A 17,082-nucleotide genomic window follows, 5' to 3' on the forward strand; every position below is an offset into this window, starting at 1 on the left:
GCCGCAACCGCCCCCGCCCTGGGTCAGCTTGCTGTAATGTGCAGGCCAGTACACCAGACACTCACGGCACCATGACAGGCACCACGCAGCACCCGCTCGAACAGGGCTTCATCCTGACCCGCCACTGGCGCGACACGCGCGACGGCACGGAAGTCGATTTCTGGCTGGCAACGGATGCCGGGCCCCGCCACGTGCGCCTGCCCGTGCAGACGGCCGTCGCCTTCCTTCCCATGGAGCAACAGGAACAGGCGCAACAGCTGCTGCGCGGCGAGCGCCATGCGGAGCTGCGTCCCCTGTCGCTGTGCGATTTCCACCATCGCCCCGTGCTGGGGCTGTACTGCAAGCAATACCGGCACTTGCTGAAGCTGGAAAAGCAACTGCGCGCCCACGGCATCGACGTGTACGAAGCCGACATCCGCCCACCCGAGCGCTACCTGATGGAGCGTTTCATCACGGCGCCGGTGACGTTCAGCGGAGAAACACTGCAGGAAGTGCAGCTGAAACCTGCACCCGGCTATCGCCCCACATTAAAACTGGTGTCGCTCGATATCGAGACGACGGCGCATGGCGAGCTGTATTCGCTGGCGCTGGAAGGCTGCGGCCAGCGCCAGGTGTACATGCTGGGGCCGCCAAACGGTGGCGATGACGCCTTGGATTTCGACCTCGAATACTGCGACAGCCGCGCACAGATCCTCGAACGCCTGAATACGTGGATGGAGCGACACGATCCGGATGCCATCATCGGCTGGAACCTGGTGCAGTTCGACTTGCGCGTGCTCAAGGAACATGCCGAACGCTATCAAGTACCGTTGAAACTGGGACGCGGCGGCGCCGTGATGGAATGGCGCGAACATGGCGGCAAGCAAGAACACTATTTTGCGGCCGCCGCAGGACGCCTGATCATCGACGGCATCGAAGCCTTGAAGTCGGCGACGTGGAATTTTTCCTCGTTCAGCCTGGAAAACGTGGCGCAGACGCTCTTGGGCGAAGGCAAGTCCATCGACAATCCCTATCAGCGCATGGCCGAGATCGACCGGCGTTTCCGCGAAGACAAACCCGCGCTGGCCCGCTACAACCTCAAGGATTGCGAACTGGTCACGCGCATCTTTGCCAAAACCGAGCTGCTGACCTTCTTGCTGGAACGGGCCAGCGTGACGGGCCTGGCGGCCGACCGCAGCGGCGGGTCCGTGGCCGCGTTCGAACACCTGTACTTGCCGCTGATGCACCGGCAGGGTTACGTGGCACCCAACCTAGGCGATATTTCCGGCGAAAACAGCCCCGGCGGCTTCGTCATGGATTCGCAGTCGGGCTTGTACGATTCCGTGCTCGTGCTCGACTACAAAAGCCTGTACCCGTCCATCATCCGCACTTTCCTGATCGACCCAGTCGGGCTTGTGGTGGGCACCAGCGGCGATGAAGCCGATACCGTGCCCGGCTACCGGGGCGCGCAGTTTTCGCGTGTGAAACATTGCCTGCCGGCTATCGTGGAACAGGTGTGGCAAGGGCGCGAGATGGCCAAGCGCGAGCGCAATGCACCGCTGTCGCAAGCGTTAAAAATCATCATGAACGCGTTTTATGGCGTGCTCGGGTCCAGCGGCTGCCGCTTTTTCGATCCGCGCCTGGCCTCGTCGATCACCTTGCGCGGCCACGACATCATGCACTGCACGCGCGAACTGATCACCGAACAGGGGTATCAAGTGATCTATGGCGACACGGATTCCACGTTTGTGTGGCTCAAAACGGCGCATACGGATGAAGAGGCGGGCAAGATCGGCCGCGCCCTGGTGGCGCATGTGAATGCCTGGTGGAATACCTATCTGCGCGAGGAGTTCGGCCTGGAAAATGCGCTGGAGCTGGAATTCGAGACGCATTACCGGCGTTTCCTGATGCCCACCATCCGCGGCTCGGAGGAAGGCAGCAAGAAACGCTACGCGGGCCTGGTGGGCAAGCCCGACGGCAGCGAACAGATGGTCTACAAGGGCCTGGAAACCGTGCGCAGTGACTGGACGCCGCTGGCGCAGCAATTCCAGCAAGCCTTGTACCTGCGCATCTTCCAGCGCGCCGCCTACCAGGACTATGTGCGCGACTATGTGGCGCGCACCGTGCACGGCGAATTCGATGCCTTGTTGGTCTACCGCAAGCGCTTGCGCCGTCCGCTCGACGACTACCAGCGCAATGTGCCGCCCCATGTGCGCGCGGCGCGCACGGCCGACGCCTACAATCTGGCGCAGGGCCGGCCGCTGCAATACCAGAATGGCGGCTGGATCAGCTATGTCATCACGGTGGCCGGGCCGGAGCCGCTGGAAACGCAGCGCTCGCCCATCGACTACCACCACTACCTGACGCGCCAGCTGCAGCCCGTGGCGGACGCCATACTGCCCTTCCTGGGCGACGATTTTTCGCGCCTGGTCTCGGGGCAGCAGGATTTGTTTTAGATCAATTTTTCTGACCGGCACAGCCAAGCTGGGGTAATATCGGCGCCTGCCGGGCCAGTCCGCGGGCGCTGTGCGCCGGGGCAGCGTAAAATACGCCTTGGCGAAAGAATAAGAGCTCCACCGCAGAAGAAGATGCCATTCCAGACGAGAATCGTTCGCAAGAAGATTTTTCCCACTGAAATGGCGCATAATTTACAACTATGTTGAACCAGCGGGCAGCAGCACCAGCCATCTGCCCTGCTAATTTTTGAATGAATTGACACCATGACCGAGATCACGTCCCTGAGAGACATCCCGCAAAAAAATATCTTCCGCAAAGGCGACACCTTTGTGCTGTTCGGCGAGCTGTTCGGCCGCGGCTATGTGAATGGCTTGCTGGACGAAGCGCGCAAGGCGGGCATGAATATCGTCGGCATGACGGTCGGCCGCCGCGATGAAAACATGGCGCTGCGCCCGCTGAACGCGGAAGAGCTGGCCGAAGCCGAAGCCAACCTGGGCGGCCGCATCATCAATGTGCCGCTGATGGCCGGTTTCGACCTCGACGCGCCAGCCGGCGAACCGACGCCGACAGCCCTGCTGGCCGACATGACCCTGAAAAGCTGGCAGGAAGACAAGCTGGACTGGGCGCAGATCGAGCGTTGCCGCGAAGCCGGCATCGCCCGCTTCAGCGCTTCCGTGGCAAAAGCCATGGCCGAGCTGGACAGCCTGATTCCTGACGGCAGCAACGTGTATTTCGCCCACACCATGGCTGGTGGCATTCCGAAAGTCAAAGTCTTCCTGGCCATCGCCAACCGCATCTATAAAGGCCGCGGCGAGCGCTTCATGTCCTCGCGCGCCTTGCTCGACAGCGACCTGGGTAAATTGATCCTGATGAACTTCGACGAAGTCACGGCCAACACCCTGCAGCACCTGATCGACGGCAGCGCCGCCATCCGCGCCCGCATCGAGCAAACGGGCGGCCAGGTGCGCTACAGCGCCTACGGCTACCACGGCACCGAGATCTTGATCGACGGCAAGTACCAGTGGCAAACCTACAGCAACTACACCCAGGGCCTGGCCAAGATGCGCCTGGAAAACGTGGCCAAGGCCGCGTGGGACAAGGGCATCAAGGCCACCGTCTTCAATTGCCCGGAAATCCGCACGAACTCGTCCGACATTTTCGTTGGCGTGGAACTGTCGCTGTTCCCCCTGCTCGACGCGCTGAAAAAAGAAGGCGGCGCAGCCTGGGCAGAAGAGCAATGGAAAACCTGCCAGGGCTTGCTGGAAGACGGCGTCTCGCTGCAAGACTTGCTCGACCGTATCGCCGCCTACAACGGCGACGCCACCAGCGTGCAGTTCCGCAACTTCGCCGCCTGGCCGATGGACAACACGCCAGAGCTGGCCGACGTCATGATCGGCACCTCGGACGACATCACCAAGCTGCACAAGGACCGCAAGGAACTGATCACCGACCACCTGAGCTCGCTGGTCCTGGAAGGCACGGGCCCGCTGATGTTCCACGCCATGTCGGAACCGCAAGCGCCCGTCGTCTGGCTCAACCACGACATCATCGCGCGCCAGCTGAACTCCGTGCATAACTGAATCGCACGACGCCCGGCAAATGCGCTAAACAGTATGTAAAGCGAAAAACTTGCCGGATCACGATAAATCAGTGATAATGCGTCTCGCGTTGCCGGGATGGCGGAATAGGTAGACGCACGGGACTCAAAATCCCGCGCTGGAAACAGCGTGCCGGTTCGATTCCGGCTCCCGGCACCACCAGACATCGCAGTACTGGAAAACAACCACTCATCCTCAGGATCGGGTGGTTTTTTTTCGCCTGATTTTCCGCACTTTCGCTGCCCCCTCCGTGTCAAATGCGCACGTATGCACCCGACTTGCTAGTCACGCGCTGCACCACCGGCCGCGCAGGCCCTGCAAACGACAGAAATGGGGTATTTCATGCTGTCAAGAAAATCTTGCATTGCAATAAAAATATGTGGTGGGAAAGTAAATTACTTTAAAGATAATATTTCATTTTACTTGTGCAAGCGGCATACTAGCGCCTCAGGCAGTCGCCCACTTTACGGCTCCCGCTTGGGCACGCAAGCCGCCGCCATGCCTCGCCGCACAGGATGCATTGTTGAATGTCCATAAATTTTTCGATCTTACCCTCCGGTGCTTATGAATTCCCTCTCTGAACTTGCGTCCTACACGAAGCAAAATGACTTTGCCTATTTTCGTGAGCTCAATGCACGACTGGGTAACATCAAGGCGGCCAACTATGACGTGGCGTCCAAATGCAATTTGCGCTGCGAGGGCTGCCTGTTCTTCGAGGGCGAGGAAAACGAAGGACACGAAGATAGCCGTTCGCTTGCCGAATGGGATGCCCTGTTTGCCGCCGATGCGGCGCGTGGTGTCACGTTGGCCTACATGGCAGGCGCGGAGCCGAGCCTGGTGCCCGACCGGCTGCGCGCGGCGCAAAAATACATCCCGCATGGCATCGTATTTACCAATGGCACGATACGCTTGCCGGACGATATCTTTTATCGCATTCATATCTCATCCTGGGGTGTCGATGAAATCGGTAGTTCATTGCGCGCCGGCGACGTGCTGACCAAGGCGATGAACAATTACCGCGACGACCCGCGTGCCGTCTGCGTGTTTACCATCACGTCTCTGAATATCAAGCAGATCATGGTTATGGCAGAGCTTGCCAATAGCCATGGATTGCCGCTCACCTTCAGCTATTTCAGCCCGACGACCCGCTACCTGGACAAGCTGGAAAACAAGGTGGATAACGACAAGGCGTATTTCCGCATTAGCAGCGCCACGCAAAGCCTGGCCCTGACGCAAGCCGACTTTGCCCATGCGCGCGCGGAAATTGTGCGCGCCATGGTCGCCTATCCGGAAACGGTGCAATATTCCCTGCATTATGACGACTGGGTCACGGGCGACAAGCTTTACGACATCGATCCCGTCACCAAGATCGCCAAAAACTGCGGTTTCCGCGTCACCAAGCAAGTACATGTCCATGTCGACCATCAACCGGGCAAGGGCAAGTGCTGCAGTTCGAATATCGATTGCAGCAACTGCCGCGCTTATGCCATGGGACAATCGACCTATCTGTCACGCATCCGCGAGGCCGTCAGAAAACCGGACGAACTCGCCAAATGGCTGGAAGTCAGGGAAATCTGGGCCAAGCTGTTTTTGAACGCCGACCAATCGGCCACGGCACGCCTGTAATGCGATGAGTTTTACCTCGTACTGGTTTGTCCTCGCCTTCCTGCCGTTATCCGCGTACGCCTACCGCCACCTGCTGTCAAAAAGCCATCTCAATCTGCTGCTGCCGCTGCTGATTTCACTGGTTTTTTATTACCTCAATGATGCGCACAACCTGCTGCTATTTTGCGCGTCGATGGGCGCCAACTGGCTGCTCGCTGGCCTGATTGGCAGGAACCGCGAGAAAACCTGCTACCTGGCGCTGGCGATTGCGGGGAACCTGAGTTTTCTCGCCTTTTACAAGTATGCGAAATTCTTCGTCGTGCCCGGGACGACGTTTCCAGTGCTCCCACTGGGCATCTCGTATTTCACGTTTACGCAAATCGCCTTCCTGGTCGATACGGCCCGGGGGCAGGCCCGCAGTACCAATCCGCTCGAATATGCGCTCTTCGTGGCCTGGTTTCCCCATCTTCCTTCCGGCCCGCTGCTTTCCCACAAGGACATGTTGCCGCAATTCCTGGCCGCACCGGGAATATCGTCCTCCTTGCGTCCGGCGCCGCGCGACTACGCCGTCGGCTTCACCCTGTTCGCCATGGGGCTGTTTAAAAAATCCTGTATCGCGCCCATTTTTCACTACGCCCAGGGTGACGTTTTCCTGCGCGCGGGACAAGGCGACCCCATCGGCCTCGTCGAGACCTGGGTCGCCTGCCTGGGTTTCCTGTTTGAAACGTACTACGATTTTTGCGGTTATTCGGAAATGGCCATGGGCATCAGCCGCATGTTCGGCATTCACCTGCCCGTCAATTTTCATGCCCCCTTCAAGTCTTCCAGCCCCGTCGAATTCTGGACGCGCTGGCACGTGACCCTGGGCGCCTTCATGCGCGACTACCTGTATCGTCCCCTGACCAAAAAACGCCAGGTATGGCGGCATTATGTGGCCCTGTTCGTGGTCATGATGGCCGTCGCCATCTGGCATGGCGCCACCATTCCCTTGCTTGTCTTCGGCATCTATCAGGGTCTGCTGGTCACGGGCAATCACGCCTTGCGGCGCTGGAATCTCGTCTCGCGCAAAGGCGGCAAGCTGCAGCACTGGGCCGGCAGGGTATTTACGCTGGCCGCCATCGGGTTTTCTGTCAGCCTGTGGGCCACACCTGACTGGCCGGAGGCCAGGCACGTCATTCTCGGCTTGCTGGGCGGCGGATCTGGCTCCACCTGGCCAGATAGCGCATTTCCAATCTGTGCCATCATGATCGCGATCATATTCAACTGGTTTTCACCATCGCTAATCGATCTGCTGGCCAAGGACTTGCCTACATGGAGCGTGCAGCTGAAAAAGTCCACTGAAAGCAAATTTTCCTGGAAGCCTAATTTTCTTTGGGCGACCATTGCCGCCACCGCGCTCAGTTTTGCAATACTGAACCTTTCCAGCGTCAAAGAGTTTACATATGCAGGGTTTTAATAGCGAGCTATCCGCAACACGCTTCTTTGCGTGCATGCTGGCGATTCTGTCTGGTATTTTACTCACCATGTTAACAGCCGTTTTTCTGATCGACCCGTACAAGATTTGGCAACAAGAGGCGATAAGTGGTTTCAACGAGATAAAACTTGATATCCCATTTTCTGCCCAGATGAACACCGCCATACTGAAAAGTGCATTACATGCGCCGGATGTGCTGATTTTAGGTTCATCCCGGGTACGGCGTGGCTTCAATATTACGGATGCCTCACAGCTGCTTGGAGGAAAAGTAATGATCGCAGGAATTGACCGCCTGCCGATATCCGTTGCAAAAGATATGTTTTATGCCATCAGCAAGAATACACATATTAAAAAATTGTATCTGGAAGTGGACTACTTTACTTCCAACGCCTGTGTGAACGTCAACATTTACCCCCCCATCGCCGAAAAATTCGGACCAGCACTCACGCACCTCAATCCCATGGTTGCCGTAATGCAGAGTGTAAAAACACTTAAAATCAATTTACTAGGGCCGCGCATGTCGGACGCTTATTTTGATCAACAGGGTACTTACCATGACGCAGAAAACATCAGTTTCTTGCCTTCAGCAGGCCATCAACTCAGCGTTCGTCGCCACTTCGACATAACGGCAGCCAACTGTCAGCGGCGGCCAGCCACACTAGCCGATGCCAGGGATTTGGCAGACATTTTCAAATTGGCTCAAGTCAATCGTACCGAGGTGATCTTGCTAACCTTTCCTGCGAGCGCAAACTGGCGGGCACGTGTGCGACAAGCTGGTCTTGATCCAATCATTGCGCAATTTAAAGAGAATATCTCCCAGCAAGCCCAGCAATTTCATGGAAAATTCCTGGATTATGATGGTAACCACATTGTTTCCGTCAGGCAAAGCGACAATAACCTGCAAATGCCACCGTTTTGGGATGAAATCCATTTTTCTGAACATGTGGGCAAGCAATTGCTAACAGCAATGGCGCAGATCCATCCGCCATACCCGGAAGTGTCGCGCAACGGGCCTTGAAGCACACTGGAAATATCATCTGGACGTCGCGCCAAACTGGTCGTTAGCAACAGCATGCCGATCAAGCGAAGGCGCCACGCGGCGGTCAAGCCAGCCCTGCACACCACCGCCTAGCGGGTCAGCTGGTGTTCCAAAGCCGCCTTCCCCCTTCCCACCGCGTATCCATCACGCTGAAACACACGGAGCTGTGCTTGCGCTCGTCGGCAGTCAACTGCACGCGGACGGCCTGCTTGGCCTCGAACGCGTGCGTCTGCAGCAACCTAGCCAGCCGCTGGCTGCCCCATATCGTTTGATCTATTTCAATATCCAAACGGCCGCACGCCAAACAGCACGCCGTGCAGCCAGAACGCCAGCAGCAGCCACAGCACACAGCCCGCGACTATGGCGATCACGGTGCCTTGCATGGTGCCGCCCTGGTATGCCACGCCGGCCGCACGGTCGCGCCGCACGGCGGCATACAGATCGACCGACGACCAGGCGAGGAAGCCGCCGAACAGCAGTACGTCGGCCACGTTGCCGTTGGCCAGCAGGTGCGCGACGGCCCAGAGTTGCGTGCCGAGCAGCATGGGATGGTGCACCAGGGTCTTGATGCGGTTGCGCGGCACATTGGCCGCCGCTAGTAAAATCAGTGAGAACAGCATCAGCAGGCCGCTCGCGTGGCGCAAGCCCATGGGTGGCGTCCACAGCACCTACGGCTGCTGGCGCGCCAGGGCGTAGCCCCAGATGATCAGGCCCAGGCCGGCAAACGCCACGAGCGAATACAGGCCCTTCCAGCGCTTTTCGCCCAGGCGCGCCAGCTGGGCGCTGCGCCAGCCGTCGGCGACGATGCGCACCGAGTGCAAGCCGAGGAACAGCAGCAAACCGAGTATCAGCACCGTCATCGCCTTCTTCCCCAGTCAATACCAGTTATCGAGCATAGACGACGCCATGGCCGGCGTCGTCCGTGCAGATCAACGTTCTTCGCGATAGTAATCGCAGCCCTCGAACGTGGTGCGCAGTGCCTGCTGCAGCTGGGCGTAGCGCTCGGGCGTCAGGTTGAAACGCACGTCGATCTGGCCATCGTCATCCATCTGCATGGCCGCCTCGGCATCCATCTGCACGGACAGGCGGTTCGGATGCAGGATCACGGCGTGCATGTGGCCATACCAGGCAAATTCCTGGCCGCAGTATTCAATATACGGCTCGTCCATGCCCATGGCCATGTCCTGCTCGTCGTATTCCTCGGCGCGCTGCAGCATCAGGTAGACGGGCTCGCCTTTTCCTGCTGGCGCGGCCAGGGTGGTGATCAGGGCGTCGTCTTCATTGATGACGGACAACTCGGTGGCGGTAAATCCTGCGGACATGGCGTGCTTTCAACAAATGGATGGATGACGCCACCATAGCGCAAAAGCGGCGCGGACAACATAGCGCGCGGCGAATAAAGCGTGCCCCTATAATGGTCATTCCATCCATATTGCACAGGAGACCGCCTTGACCGCAGCATCGCCCTACACCACCCGCCTGGCCATCCCCTCCAGCGCCATCTACCAGCACCTGCGCGTGGCCGCCGGCCTGAGCGCGAAAACCACGGATGCGGCGGCCAAGGGTTTGCCGAACTCCCTGTTTGCCGTGCAAGTGCTGCATGGCGACGAGGTGGTGGGCATGGGCCGCATCATCGGCGATGGCGGCTGCTTCTTCCAGGTGGTCGATATCGCCGTGCTGCCCGCTCACCAGGGCAAGGGCCTGGGCAAGCTGATCATGCGCGAAATCACGCAATTCATCGAGACGGAGGTGCCGGAGAGCGCATATGTCAGCCTGATCGCCGATGGCCAGGCGCAAGCGCTGTACGCGCAATTCGGTTTCAAGCACACGGCGCCCGCCTCCGTCGGCATGGCGCTGAAGCGCTAGGCGCCCGATGCCTGCCTGGCTGGCATGCAGCATGGCATTCGCGCTACTGTTGAGCGCTGCTGCCTGGCGCGCCGAGCGCCTGCTGCAGCGGCGCGGACGCACGACGCGCTGGCTGTGGCTGGCGGCCATCGCCGCGTCCGCCATCTTGCCGCTGGCATGGCTGCCCGGCGTGCTCGCGGCCATGCCGGCGGAACAGGCGCAGCTGAAACTGGGCTGGTTTGTCTTGTCGGTGGGCATGCTGCTGCTGTTGGCGCTGCGCAGCGCCTGGCTGCTGTCGCACCAGCGCCGCTGGCAGAAAACAGCATTGCTGGGCACACCCGTCTTCCTGAGCGGCGGCATCGGCCCCTGCGTGGCGGGGCTGCTGCGGCCCCGCATCGTGATGCCCGTCTGGCTGCAACTGATTCCAGCCCGGCAGCAGACGCTGCTGCTGGCGCACGCGCAATGCCGGCTGGCCGCGCGCGATCCGCTGCTGCTGGCCCTGGCGTACGCCTTGATTATTCTCATGCCGTGGAACCTGCCCCTGTGGTGGCAGTTGCACCGTCTGCGCTTTGCCATCGAGGTCGATTGCGACGCGCGCATGCTGGCGCACGGCCACGCGCCGCGCGACTATGCCATCGTCCTGCGCCAGCACGGACAGTATTACTCGGGCTTGACGGGCGCCTCGCCCATCGTGCTGAACGACCCACGCGCACTGCGCCGGCGCCGCCATCTGATGGCCAGATTTACGCGGAACCGGGCGGCGAACTTGCTATAGTAGCGGCAACGCCGCGCGGCAAGCCCGCGCTCCCGGCTCCCCCCTTCAAAATCAGAGAGATACCATGCTTTACCTGCTTGCCATCGTGATCGTCATCGCCCTGCTGTACTACGTCTTCAGCGGCCGCACGCCCGTCAAACCGCTGCACAAGCCGCTCATGTCGGTGCGCCAGTACGTGCCGGCGATCCCTGCGGGCGCACCCGCGCATCACTGGCGCGACGAGGGACGCTTTGCATCGGAAGTGGAAAACGAAGCGATGTACCAGAGCGCCATCGCCAAACTGGCCGGCGAGCACGGTCCCGGCAATGCGGAAGAAAAATGCCTGGCCCTGCTCGTCTGCGACGATGCCAATCCATTCCAGGACAAGGCCATCGCCGTCTTCATCGATGGCCAGCTGGTCGGCTACCTGTCGCACAACGACGCCCTGCGCCTGCGCCGCAACCTGGGCCGCATGGACCTGGTGGGCCAGCTGACCTCGTGCGACGCCGTCATCCGCGGCGGCGGACTGTGGAATGGCAAGCGCCTGTCATATGCCGTCTGGCTCGATCTGCAGCCGTACAACTGATAATCACTGCACTGCGCGCGCCAGCCTGATGGCGCGCGTGGCGATAAAGCTGGGCAAGTATTTTTCAATTTCAAAGCGCGGGTGGGGATGCATTTCCTCGTGGTAACCCGCCAGCACGAAGCCCGCCGCCAGCTGGCCGCCGATCTGGCTGTCCAGGCCATGGCCGAAGATCAGCGCCTCGCCCTTCTCCATGCACGATGCCAGCGCATCGGCGTCCATATCCTCCAGATCCGAATACGGCAGCACGAAACGGGGCCGTATCAAGCCCTGCTGTGCCCATTGCGGATCGCGGTCGCCGATGAATACGGCCGGATTGAAGAAACTGCTCAGCAGCACGCCGCCGTCGGCCAGCACGCGCGCGCATTCGCGCCATACGGGGGCGATGTCGGGCACGTACTGGTTCGATACTGGATGGACGATGACATCGAAACTGGCCTCGGCAAAACAACCCAGGTCGCGCATGTCGCCCTGCACCGTGGCCAGCTGCAAGCCGTCACGTTCTGCCACCATGCGGTCTTGCGCCAGTTGCTGCCCGGACAAATCGAACACGGTGACATGCGCGCCGGCAGCCGCCAGCACGGGCGCCTGCTGCCCGCCGGCGCCGGCCAGACACAGGATGCGCTTGCCGTGCACGGCGTCCAGCCAGCCGGCCGGCAGCGGGCCGGGCGTCAAATGAATTTGCCACTGCCCGGCGCGGGCCGCGGCGATGGTGGCGCTGTCGACCGGCTGCGACCACGGACTATTTTGCGCCGCCTGGGCATCCCAGGCTTGCTGATTATGCCGCAAGAAGTTGTTACTTAAAGGCATCTTCATCCTTTCAGAAAAAACAGGCGGTGAATGTAGCATGACTTGGCGGGACGTCGCCGTTTGCAAGAAAACCACACAATTCTCAGTTGCAACTTCTTTCCCGCGATGGCAGCTGTCGTGGGGCACAGCAATGATTGACTGGTGTCCGGCTCCACCTTGCCGCTTGCACGACAGGGAAAATAATTACAATTAAGATATTTGTTTCCGGAAATCTGGTAAGGTAATCCGCATCGATCACCCGCCGTGGCGGCAGGCGCCCACGCCAGCGCCAAACGCGTCACCTGTTTCCTACGATGATACCTGCCAGCGTCCAGCACCTGTTCCATCTTCCCGCCGACCCGGCCCAGTTGCAGCATGGCCAGCATGCGCCGGGACTCGTGCTGCTGTCGCTCGTGATCGCCATTTTCACGTCGTGGATGGCTTTCCAGATGACGGCTTACAGCCGCGCGCAGGCGAGCATCAGCCGCCGCTTGCACTTGCTGTGCCTGCTCGCCGGCAGCCTGGTGCTGGGCTGCGGCGTGTGGGCCATGCATTTCATCGGCATGCTGGCCTTCGAGCTGGGCACCAGCGTCGCCTACGATCCCGGCCTGACCTTGCTGTCCATCGTGCCCAGCGTGGCGGCCTCATTCGTGGCCCTGGCCACCATCAGCCGGCGCGCCGTCACGGCGCCGCTGCTGCTGCGCAGCGGCTTGCTGGTGGGCCTGGGCATTGGCGCCATGCATTACACGGGCATGCACGCCATGCGCATGGGCCTGTCACTGCGCTACGATCCGCTGCTGTTCGCGCTGTCGCTCGTCGTTGCCGTAGCGCTGGCCACCCTGGCCCTGTGGATACGTTTCGGCCTGCGCGGCTGGAGCAGCCGCGTGCCCTCGTCGCAGCGCACGCTGATCAGCGCCTGCGTCATGGGCTCTGCGATTGCCGGGATGCATTACATGGGCATGCAGGCGGCCCGCTTCGTGGGGACGATTCCCCCAGGCAATGATGCCGATGCCAACCGGCCCATGCTGGTGGTCAGCGTGACCCTGCTGACCATCGCCCTGACGATCCTCGTCGCCTCGGCCGTGGGCATCTTGCGTTACCGCGAACTGTTTCGCCACCTGAACCAGAGCGAACACTGGACCCGTTCGCTGCTGACGAGCACGGTCGACGGCGTCATCACCATCGACCGGCACGGCAACATCGTCGACTTCAACGGCGCTGCCGAGCGCATCCTCGGCTGGCGGTCGGCGGAAATTGTCGGCCGCCATGTCAGCGTGCTGGTCAGCGACGTGCGCCAGTCGGAACAGCACGGCCTGCTGCACTACCTGCGCACGGGCGAAGGCGAGATGGTCCACACCAGCGAGGAAATCATCTACCTGCGCAAGGATGGCGCCCCGGTCGCCGTGCAGCGCTCGATGGCCAGCGCGCGCCTGGCCGACCAGGATTTATATGTGCTGTTCATTACGGACATCAGCGAACGGCGCGCCATGCTGGCCGCCCTGCGCGAAAGCGAGCAGCAGTTGCGCTCGCTGATCGGCAATATTCCCGGCATCGCCTTTCGCTGTACCACGGCGGAAAACCAGCCCATGCTGTTCGTCAGCGATGGCGTGGAAGCCATCACCGGCTATCCGCCCGCCGATTTTCTCGGCGCGGCGCCGCGCCGCAGCATCACGGGCATGATCGCCAGCGAAGAGCGCGCCTACGTCATCGACGTCTTCAAGCGCAGCGTCGCCAGCGGCGAGCCCTACCTGCTCGAATACCGCTTGCTGCATGCCGACGGCACGGCGCGCTGGCTGTGGGAGCGGGGCACCGTGGTGCACGATGCGGCAGGCGCCGTGCGCTGGGTCGACGGCGTCATCCTCGACATCAGCGAGCGGCGGCAGATGGAGGAAGACTTGCGCATGGCCAAGGAAAAAGCGGAGCTGGCAGCCGCCACGCGGGCCAGCTTTGTCGCCAACATGAGCCATGAAATCCGCACGCCGATGAATTCCATCCTCGGCTTTACCGATGTGCTGCTCGACTCGCCGCTGGCGCCGGAACAGCGGCGCCACCTCGATACCGTGCGCCAGTCCGGCCGCTCGCTATTGCGCCTGCTCAACGAAGTGCTCGACACGGCCAAGCTGGACAAGGGAGCCGTGGCGCTGGAATTGCGCGACTACAGCCTGCTGGCGCTGGTCGATGAGCTGGCCTCCACGTATGGCATCCATGCACGCGCCAAAGGTTTGCGCGTGGAGGTGCAGTACGACCCGCAACTGCCGGCCATGCTGCATGGAGACGAATTGCGCATGCGGCAAGTGCTGGGCAACCTGCTCGACAACGCCATCAAGTTCACGCCCGGCGGCGCCGTCAGCCTGACGGCGCGCCGCGACGATGGCCAGTTGCACCTGCTGGTGCAGGACAGCGGCATCGGTATCCCCGCGGAACGGCGCGACGCCATTTTTGATCCGTTCGTGCAGGCCGACGCCTCGACCACGCGGCGCTTTGGCGGCACGGGCCTGGGCACCACCATCAGCCGGCAGTTGGTGACCCTGATGCAGGGGCGCATCTGGGCCGACGCCGCCTTGCCGCATGGCAGCGTGTTCCACGTCATGCTGCCCTTGTTGCAGGCACGCCAGGCGGCGCTGCCGGCCAGCGAACGCCGCAGCGTGCGCTTGCCGCCCCTGCGCGTGCTGGCCGCCGACGACGTGCCGCAAAACCTGGAACTGCTGAGCTTGTTATTGGGCAAGCGCGGCCACACGGTAATCACGGCCGGCGATGGCGCGCAAGCCTTGCAGCTGGCGCAACAGGACAACTTCGACGTGCTGCTGCTGGACTTGCAAATGCCGCGCATGGATGGCCTGGCCGCCACGCAAGCCATCCGCGCCGCCGCCCTGCGCGATGGCCGCCCGCGCGTGCCCGTGATCGCCATGACGGCCAGCGTGCTCGATGCGCACCGCAAGGCGGCGCGGGCGGCCGGCATGGACGGTTTTGCCACCAAGCCCGTCGAATGGCAGGCGCTGTCGCAGGAAATCGCCCGCGTGCTGGGCCTGGCGGCGGAACCCGCCGACGATAGCCACGCGCCGGCGCCCGCTGGCGGACGGGTGCTGCACCATGCGGGCGCCCTGCAGCGCTGGGCCGGCAACGACAGCGCCTACCGCGCGGCGCTGGCCCGTTTCGGAGGCGAGCATCCCCGCCTGCCGCCTGCCCTGCTGGCCGCCATCGAGGCGCGCGACCATGCAACGCTCTTGCCTCAGAGTCACAAACTGCGCGGCGTGGCGGCCAACCTCGGCCTGGAGCAACTGGCCGCCAGCCTGGCGGCGCTGGAGCAATGCTGCGCCAGCCCCGGTCCCGCCACGGCACAGCAGCTCGACGAGACGCTGGGCGCCCTGCTGACGCAATGGCCGGCGGCCCTGGCCGCCATCGCCCGGCTGGCGCCGCCTGCCTTACCGGCGGCAACGGCGACTGCCATCGACGCGCCCGCCGCCCGGCAAGCGGCCAGTGCACTATTAAGCGCCTTGCGGCGCGGCGAACTCGATGACACAGCGCAAGCACAGTTGCAGCATGCCATGGGCGCGCAAGCGGACGACCTGGTACCGCTGCTGCACGCCATCGACGACTTTGATTTCCCCCTGGCACAGTCGCTGCTGCACGACTTGCTGCACACCTACGCCCCGGAGTCCCCATGAATGCATCAGCCCGGCCCGTGATTCTCGTCGTCGATGATGAGGCGGCCAATTTGCAGTTGCTGCGCCAGATCTTGCAGAACGACTACGCGCTGCTGTTCGCCAAGGATGGCGCGCGGGCGTTGGCACTGGCGCAACAGGAGCGCCCGGCGCTGATCCTGCTCGACGTGATGATGCCCGGCATGAGCGGCCACGACGCCTGCCGCCAGCTGAAAGCGGCGCCGCTGACGGCCGCCATCCCCGTCATTTTCGTCACGGCCCTGAACGACATGCGCGATGAACTCAGCGGTTTCGAAGCGGGCGCCGTCGATTACATCACCAAACCGCTCAGCCCCGCCATCGTGCGCGCCCGCGTGCGCACGCACCTGTCGCTGGTGCGCATCGACGAGCTGAAGGAAACGCGTCTGCAGATCGTCCAGCGCCTGGGGCTGGCGGCCGAATACAAGGACAATGAAACAGGCTTGCACGTGATCCGCATGAGCCATTACGCGCGCCTGCTGGGCGTGGCCGCCGGCATGGACGAGGCCGCCGCAGACGACCTGCTGCACGCGGCGCCCATGCACGACGTGGGCAAGATCGGCATTCCCGACCGCATCCTGCAAAAGCCGGGCAAGCTCGACGCCGACGAATGGGCCATCATGCAGACGCACGCGCGCATCGGCGGCGACATCATCGGCGAACATGCCGAAGGCGGCATGCTGGCGCTGGCGCGCGCAATCGCCCTGTCGCACCATGAAAAATGGGATGGCAGCGGTTACCCGAACGGCTTGGCGGGCGAAGCGATCCCCCTGGCCGGGCGCATCATCGCCGTGGTCGACGTCTTCGACGCGCTGACCTCGGTGCGCCCGTACAAGCGCGCCTGGTCAGTACTGGACGCCATGGGCTATCTGCAAGCGCAAAAAAACAGCCATTTCGATGCGCGCCTGGTCGACCTGTTTGTCGAGGAACTGCCCGCCATCGACGCCATCCGGCTGCGCTGGGCAGAGAAAGAGGAACACCACGCGCCGGCTTGAAGAGGGAACTCCCGCCACGGCCAGCGTTGTTGCGTCACACAAACAAGTGCCGGACAGATGGCGCCGGCGCCGATGCAGACCACTGGAAGAGCAAGGAGTTCAATCCCATTATGGCTGGCTATGGGCCAGGCATTTTGACGCACATCAAACAACTCGCAATTTCCGGGCTGTGGCCTTGCAGATGGCCATGCCCGGGATTTTTTTGACCCATATCAAGCCCAGCAAAAGAAAAGCCCTGGTCAGCACGGCAATGCTGGACTTGCCCCTGTTGCCGTTCTAGCCTT

12 protein-coding genes, 1 tRNA gene and 1 pseudogene are annotated in these 17,082 nt (G+C 61.8%); 11 read left to right on the top strand and 3 right to left on the bottom strand.

Annotated elements, in window-relative coordinates; all coding sequences use genetic code 11:
• Positions 1-71: 71 nt before the first annotated feature.
• The 6 genes from AC3IQ7_RS27015 to AC3IQ7_RS27040 all read left to right on the top strand — a co-directional run bounded on the left by AC3IQ7_RS27015 (position 72) and on the right by AC3IQ7_RS27040 (position 8,131).
• Positions 72-2,435 (top strand): DNA polymerase II, encoded by a 2,364-nt coding sequence (locus AC3IQ7_RS27015; RefSeq protein ID WP_489207809.1) that lies wholly within the window; start codon positions 72-74, stop codon positions 2,433-2,435.
• Positions 2,436-2,699: 264 nt separating this feature from the next.
• A complete protein-coding gene (locus tag AC3IQ7_RS27020; RefSeq protein ID WP_322426027.1) occupies positions 2,700-4,016 on the top strand; it encodes an enoyl ACP reductase FabMG family protein in 1,317 nt (438 codons plus the stop codon).
• 90 nt (positions 4,017-4,106) lie between these two features.
• Positions 4,107-4,193, top strand: a tRNA-Leu gene (locus AC3IQ7_RS27025).
• Between the two features lie 405 nt (positions 4,194-4,598).
• Positions 4,599-5,660 carry a hypothetical protein gene (locus AC3IQ7_RS27030; RefSeq protein WP_489207810.1) on the top strand — a complete coding sequence of 354 codons (1,062 nt, stop codon included), beginning with the start codon at positions 4,599-4,601 and terminating at the stop codon, positions 5,658-5,660.
• A 4-nt stretch (positions 5,661-5,664) separates the two neighbouring features.
• Entirely contained in the window at positions 5,665-7,095 is a 1,431-nt protein-coding gene (locus AC3IQ7_RS27035) for an MBOAT family O-acyltransferase (RefSeq protein WP_489207811.1), read from the top strand.
• The gene (locus AC3IQ7_RS27040; protein WP_489207812.1) at positions 7,082-8,131 is read left to right on the top strand and encodes a hypothetical protein; all 1,050 of its coding nucleotides are present in this window, start codon (positions 7,082-7,084) and stop codon (positions 8,129-8,131) included. Before AC3IQ7_RS27035 ends, AC3IQ7_RS27040 begins: the two co-directional genes overlap by 14 nt.
• A 299-nt stretch (positions 8,132-8,430) precedes the next feature.
• Here the strand turns inward: AC3IQ7_RS27040 and AC3IQ7_RS27045 are convergent.
• Positions 8,431-9,012 (bottom strand): annotated as a pseudogene (locus AC3IQ7_RS27045) (NnrU family protein).
• Between the two features lie 69 nt (positions 9,013-9,081).
• On the bottom strand, positions 9,082-9,474 hold the full coding sequence (locus tag AC3IQ7_RS27050) for an Imm10 family immunity protein (protein ID WP_489207813.1): 393 nt from the start codon (positions 9,472-9,474) through the stop codon (positions 9,082-9,084).
• Between the two features lie 127 nt (positions 9,475-9,601).
• Between AC3IQ7_RS27050 and AC3IQ7_RS27055 the strand changes: the two genes are divergently transcribed.
• The 3 genes from AC3IQ7_RS27055 (at position 9,602) to AC3IQ7_RS27065 (ending at position 11,337) form a co-directional block, all read left to right on the top strand.
• Complete coding sequence (locus AC3IQ7_RS27055) at positions 9,602-10,018, top strand: GNAT family N-acetyltransferase (protein ID WP_489207814.1); 417 nt, start codon at positions 9,602-9,604, stop codon at positions 10,016-10,018.
• Positions 10,019-10,049: 31 nt separating this feature from the next.
• Positions 10,050-10,772: a M56 family metallopeptidase gene (locus AC3IQ7_RS27060; protein ID WP_489207816.1), complete on the top strand. Its 723-nt coding sequence runs from the start codon at positions 10,050-10,052 to the stop codon at positions 10,770-10,772.
• 64 nt (positions 10,773-10,836) lie between these two features.
• On the top strand, positions 10,837-11,337 hold the full coding sequence (locus AC3IQ7_RS27065) for a hypothetical protein (RefSeq protein WP_489207817.1): 501 nt from the start codon (positions 10,837-10,839) through the stop codon (positions 11,335-11,337).
• Positions 11,338-11,340: 3 nt separating this feature from the next.
• Here the strand turns inward: AC3IQ7_RS27065 and AC3IQ7_RS27070 are convergent, their stop codons facing one another.
• Positions 11,341-12,144: a class I SAM-dependent methyltransferase gene (locus AC3IQ7_RS27070; protein WP_489207818.1), complete on the bottom strand. Its 804-nt coding sequence runs from the start codon at positions 12,142-12,144 to the stop codon at positions 11,341-11,343.
• Between the two features lie 293 nt (positions 12,145-12,437).
• On the opposite strand from AC3IQ7_RS27070, the gene AC3IQ7_RS27075 reads away from it, so the two are divergent.
• A complete protein-coding gene (locus AC3IQ7_RS27075; RefSeq protein WP_489207819.1) occupies positions 12,438-15,788 on the top strand; it encodes an MHYT domain-containing protein in 3,351 nt (1,116 codons plus the stop codon).
• A complete protein-coding gene (locus AC3IQ7_RS27080) occupies positions 15,785-16,798 on the top strand; it encodes a response regulator (RefSeq protein ID WP_489207820.1) in 1,014 nt (337 codons plus the stop codon). The genes AC3IQ7_RS27075 and AC3IQ7_RS27080 overlap by 4 nt, the downstream gene beginning before the upstream one ends.
• Positions 16,799-17,082: the final 284 nt, after the last annotated feature.

This window comes from Janthinobacterium sp. GL_088 (assembly GCF_057837845.1).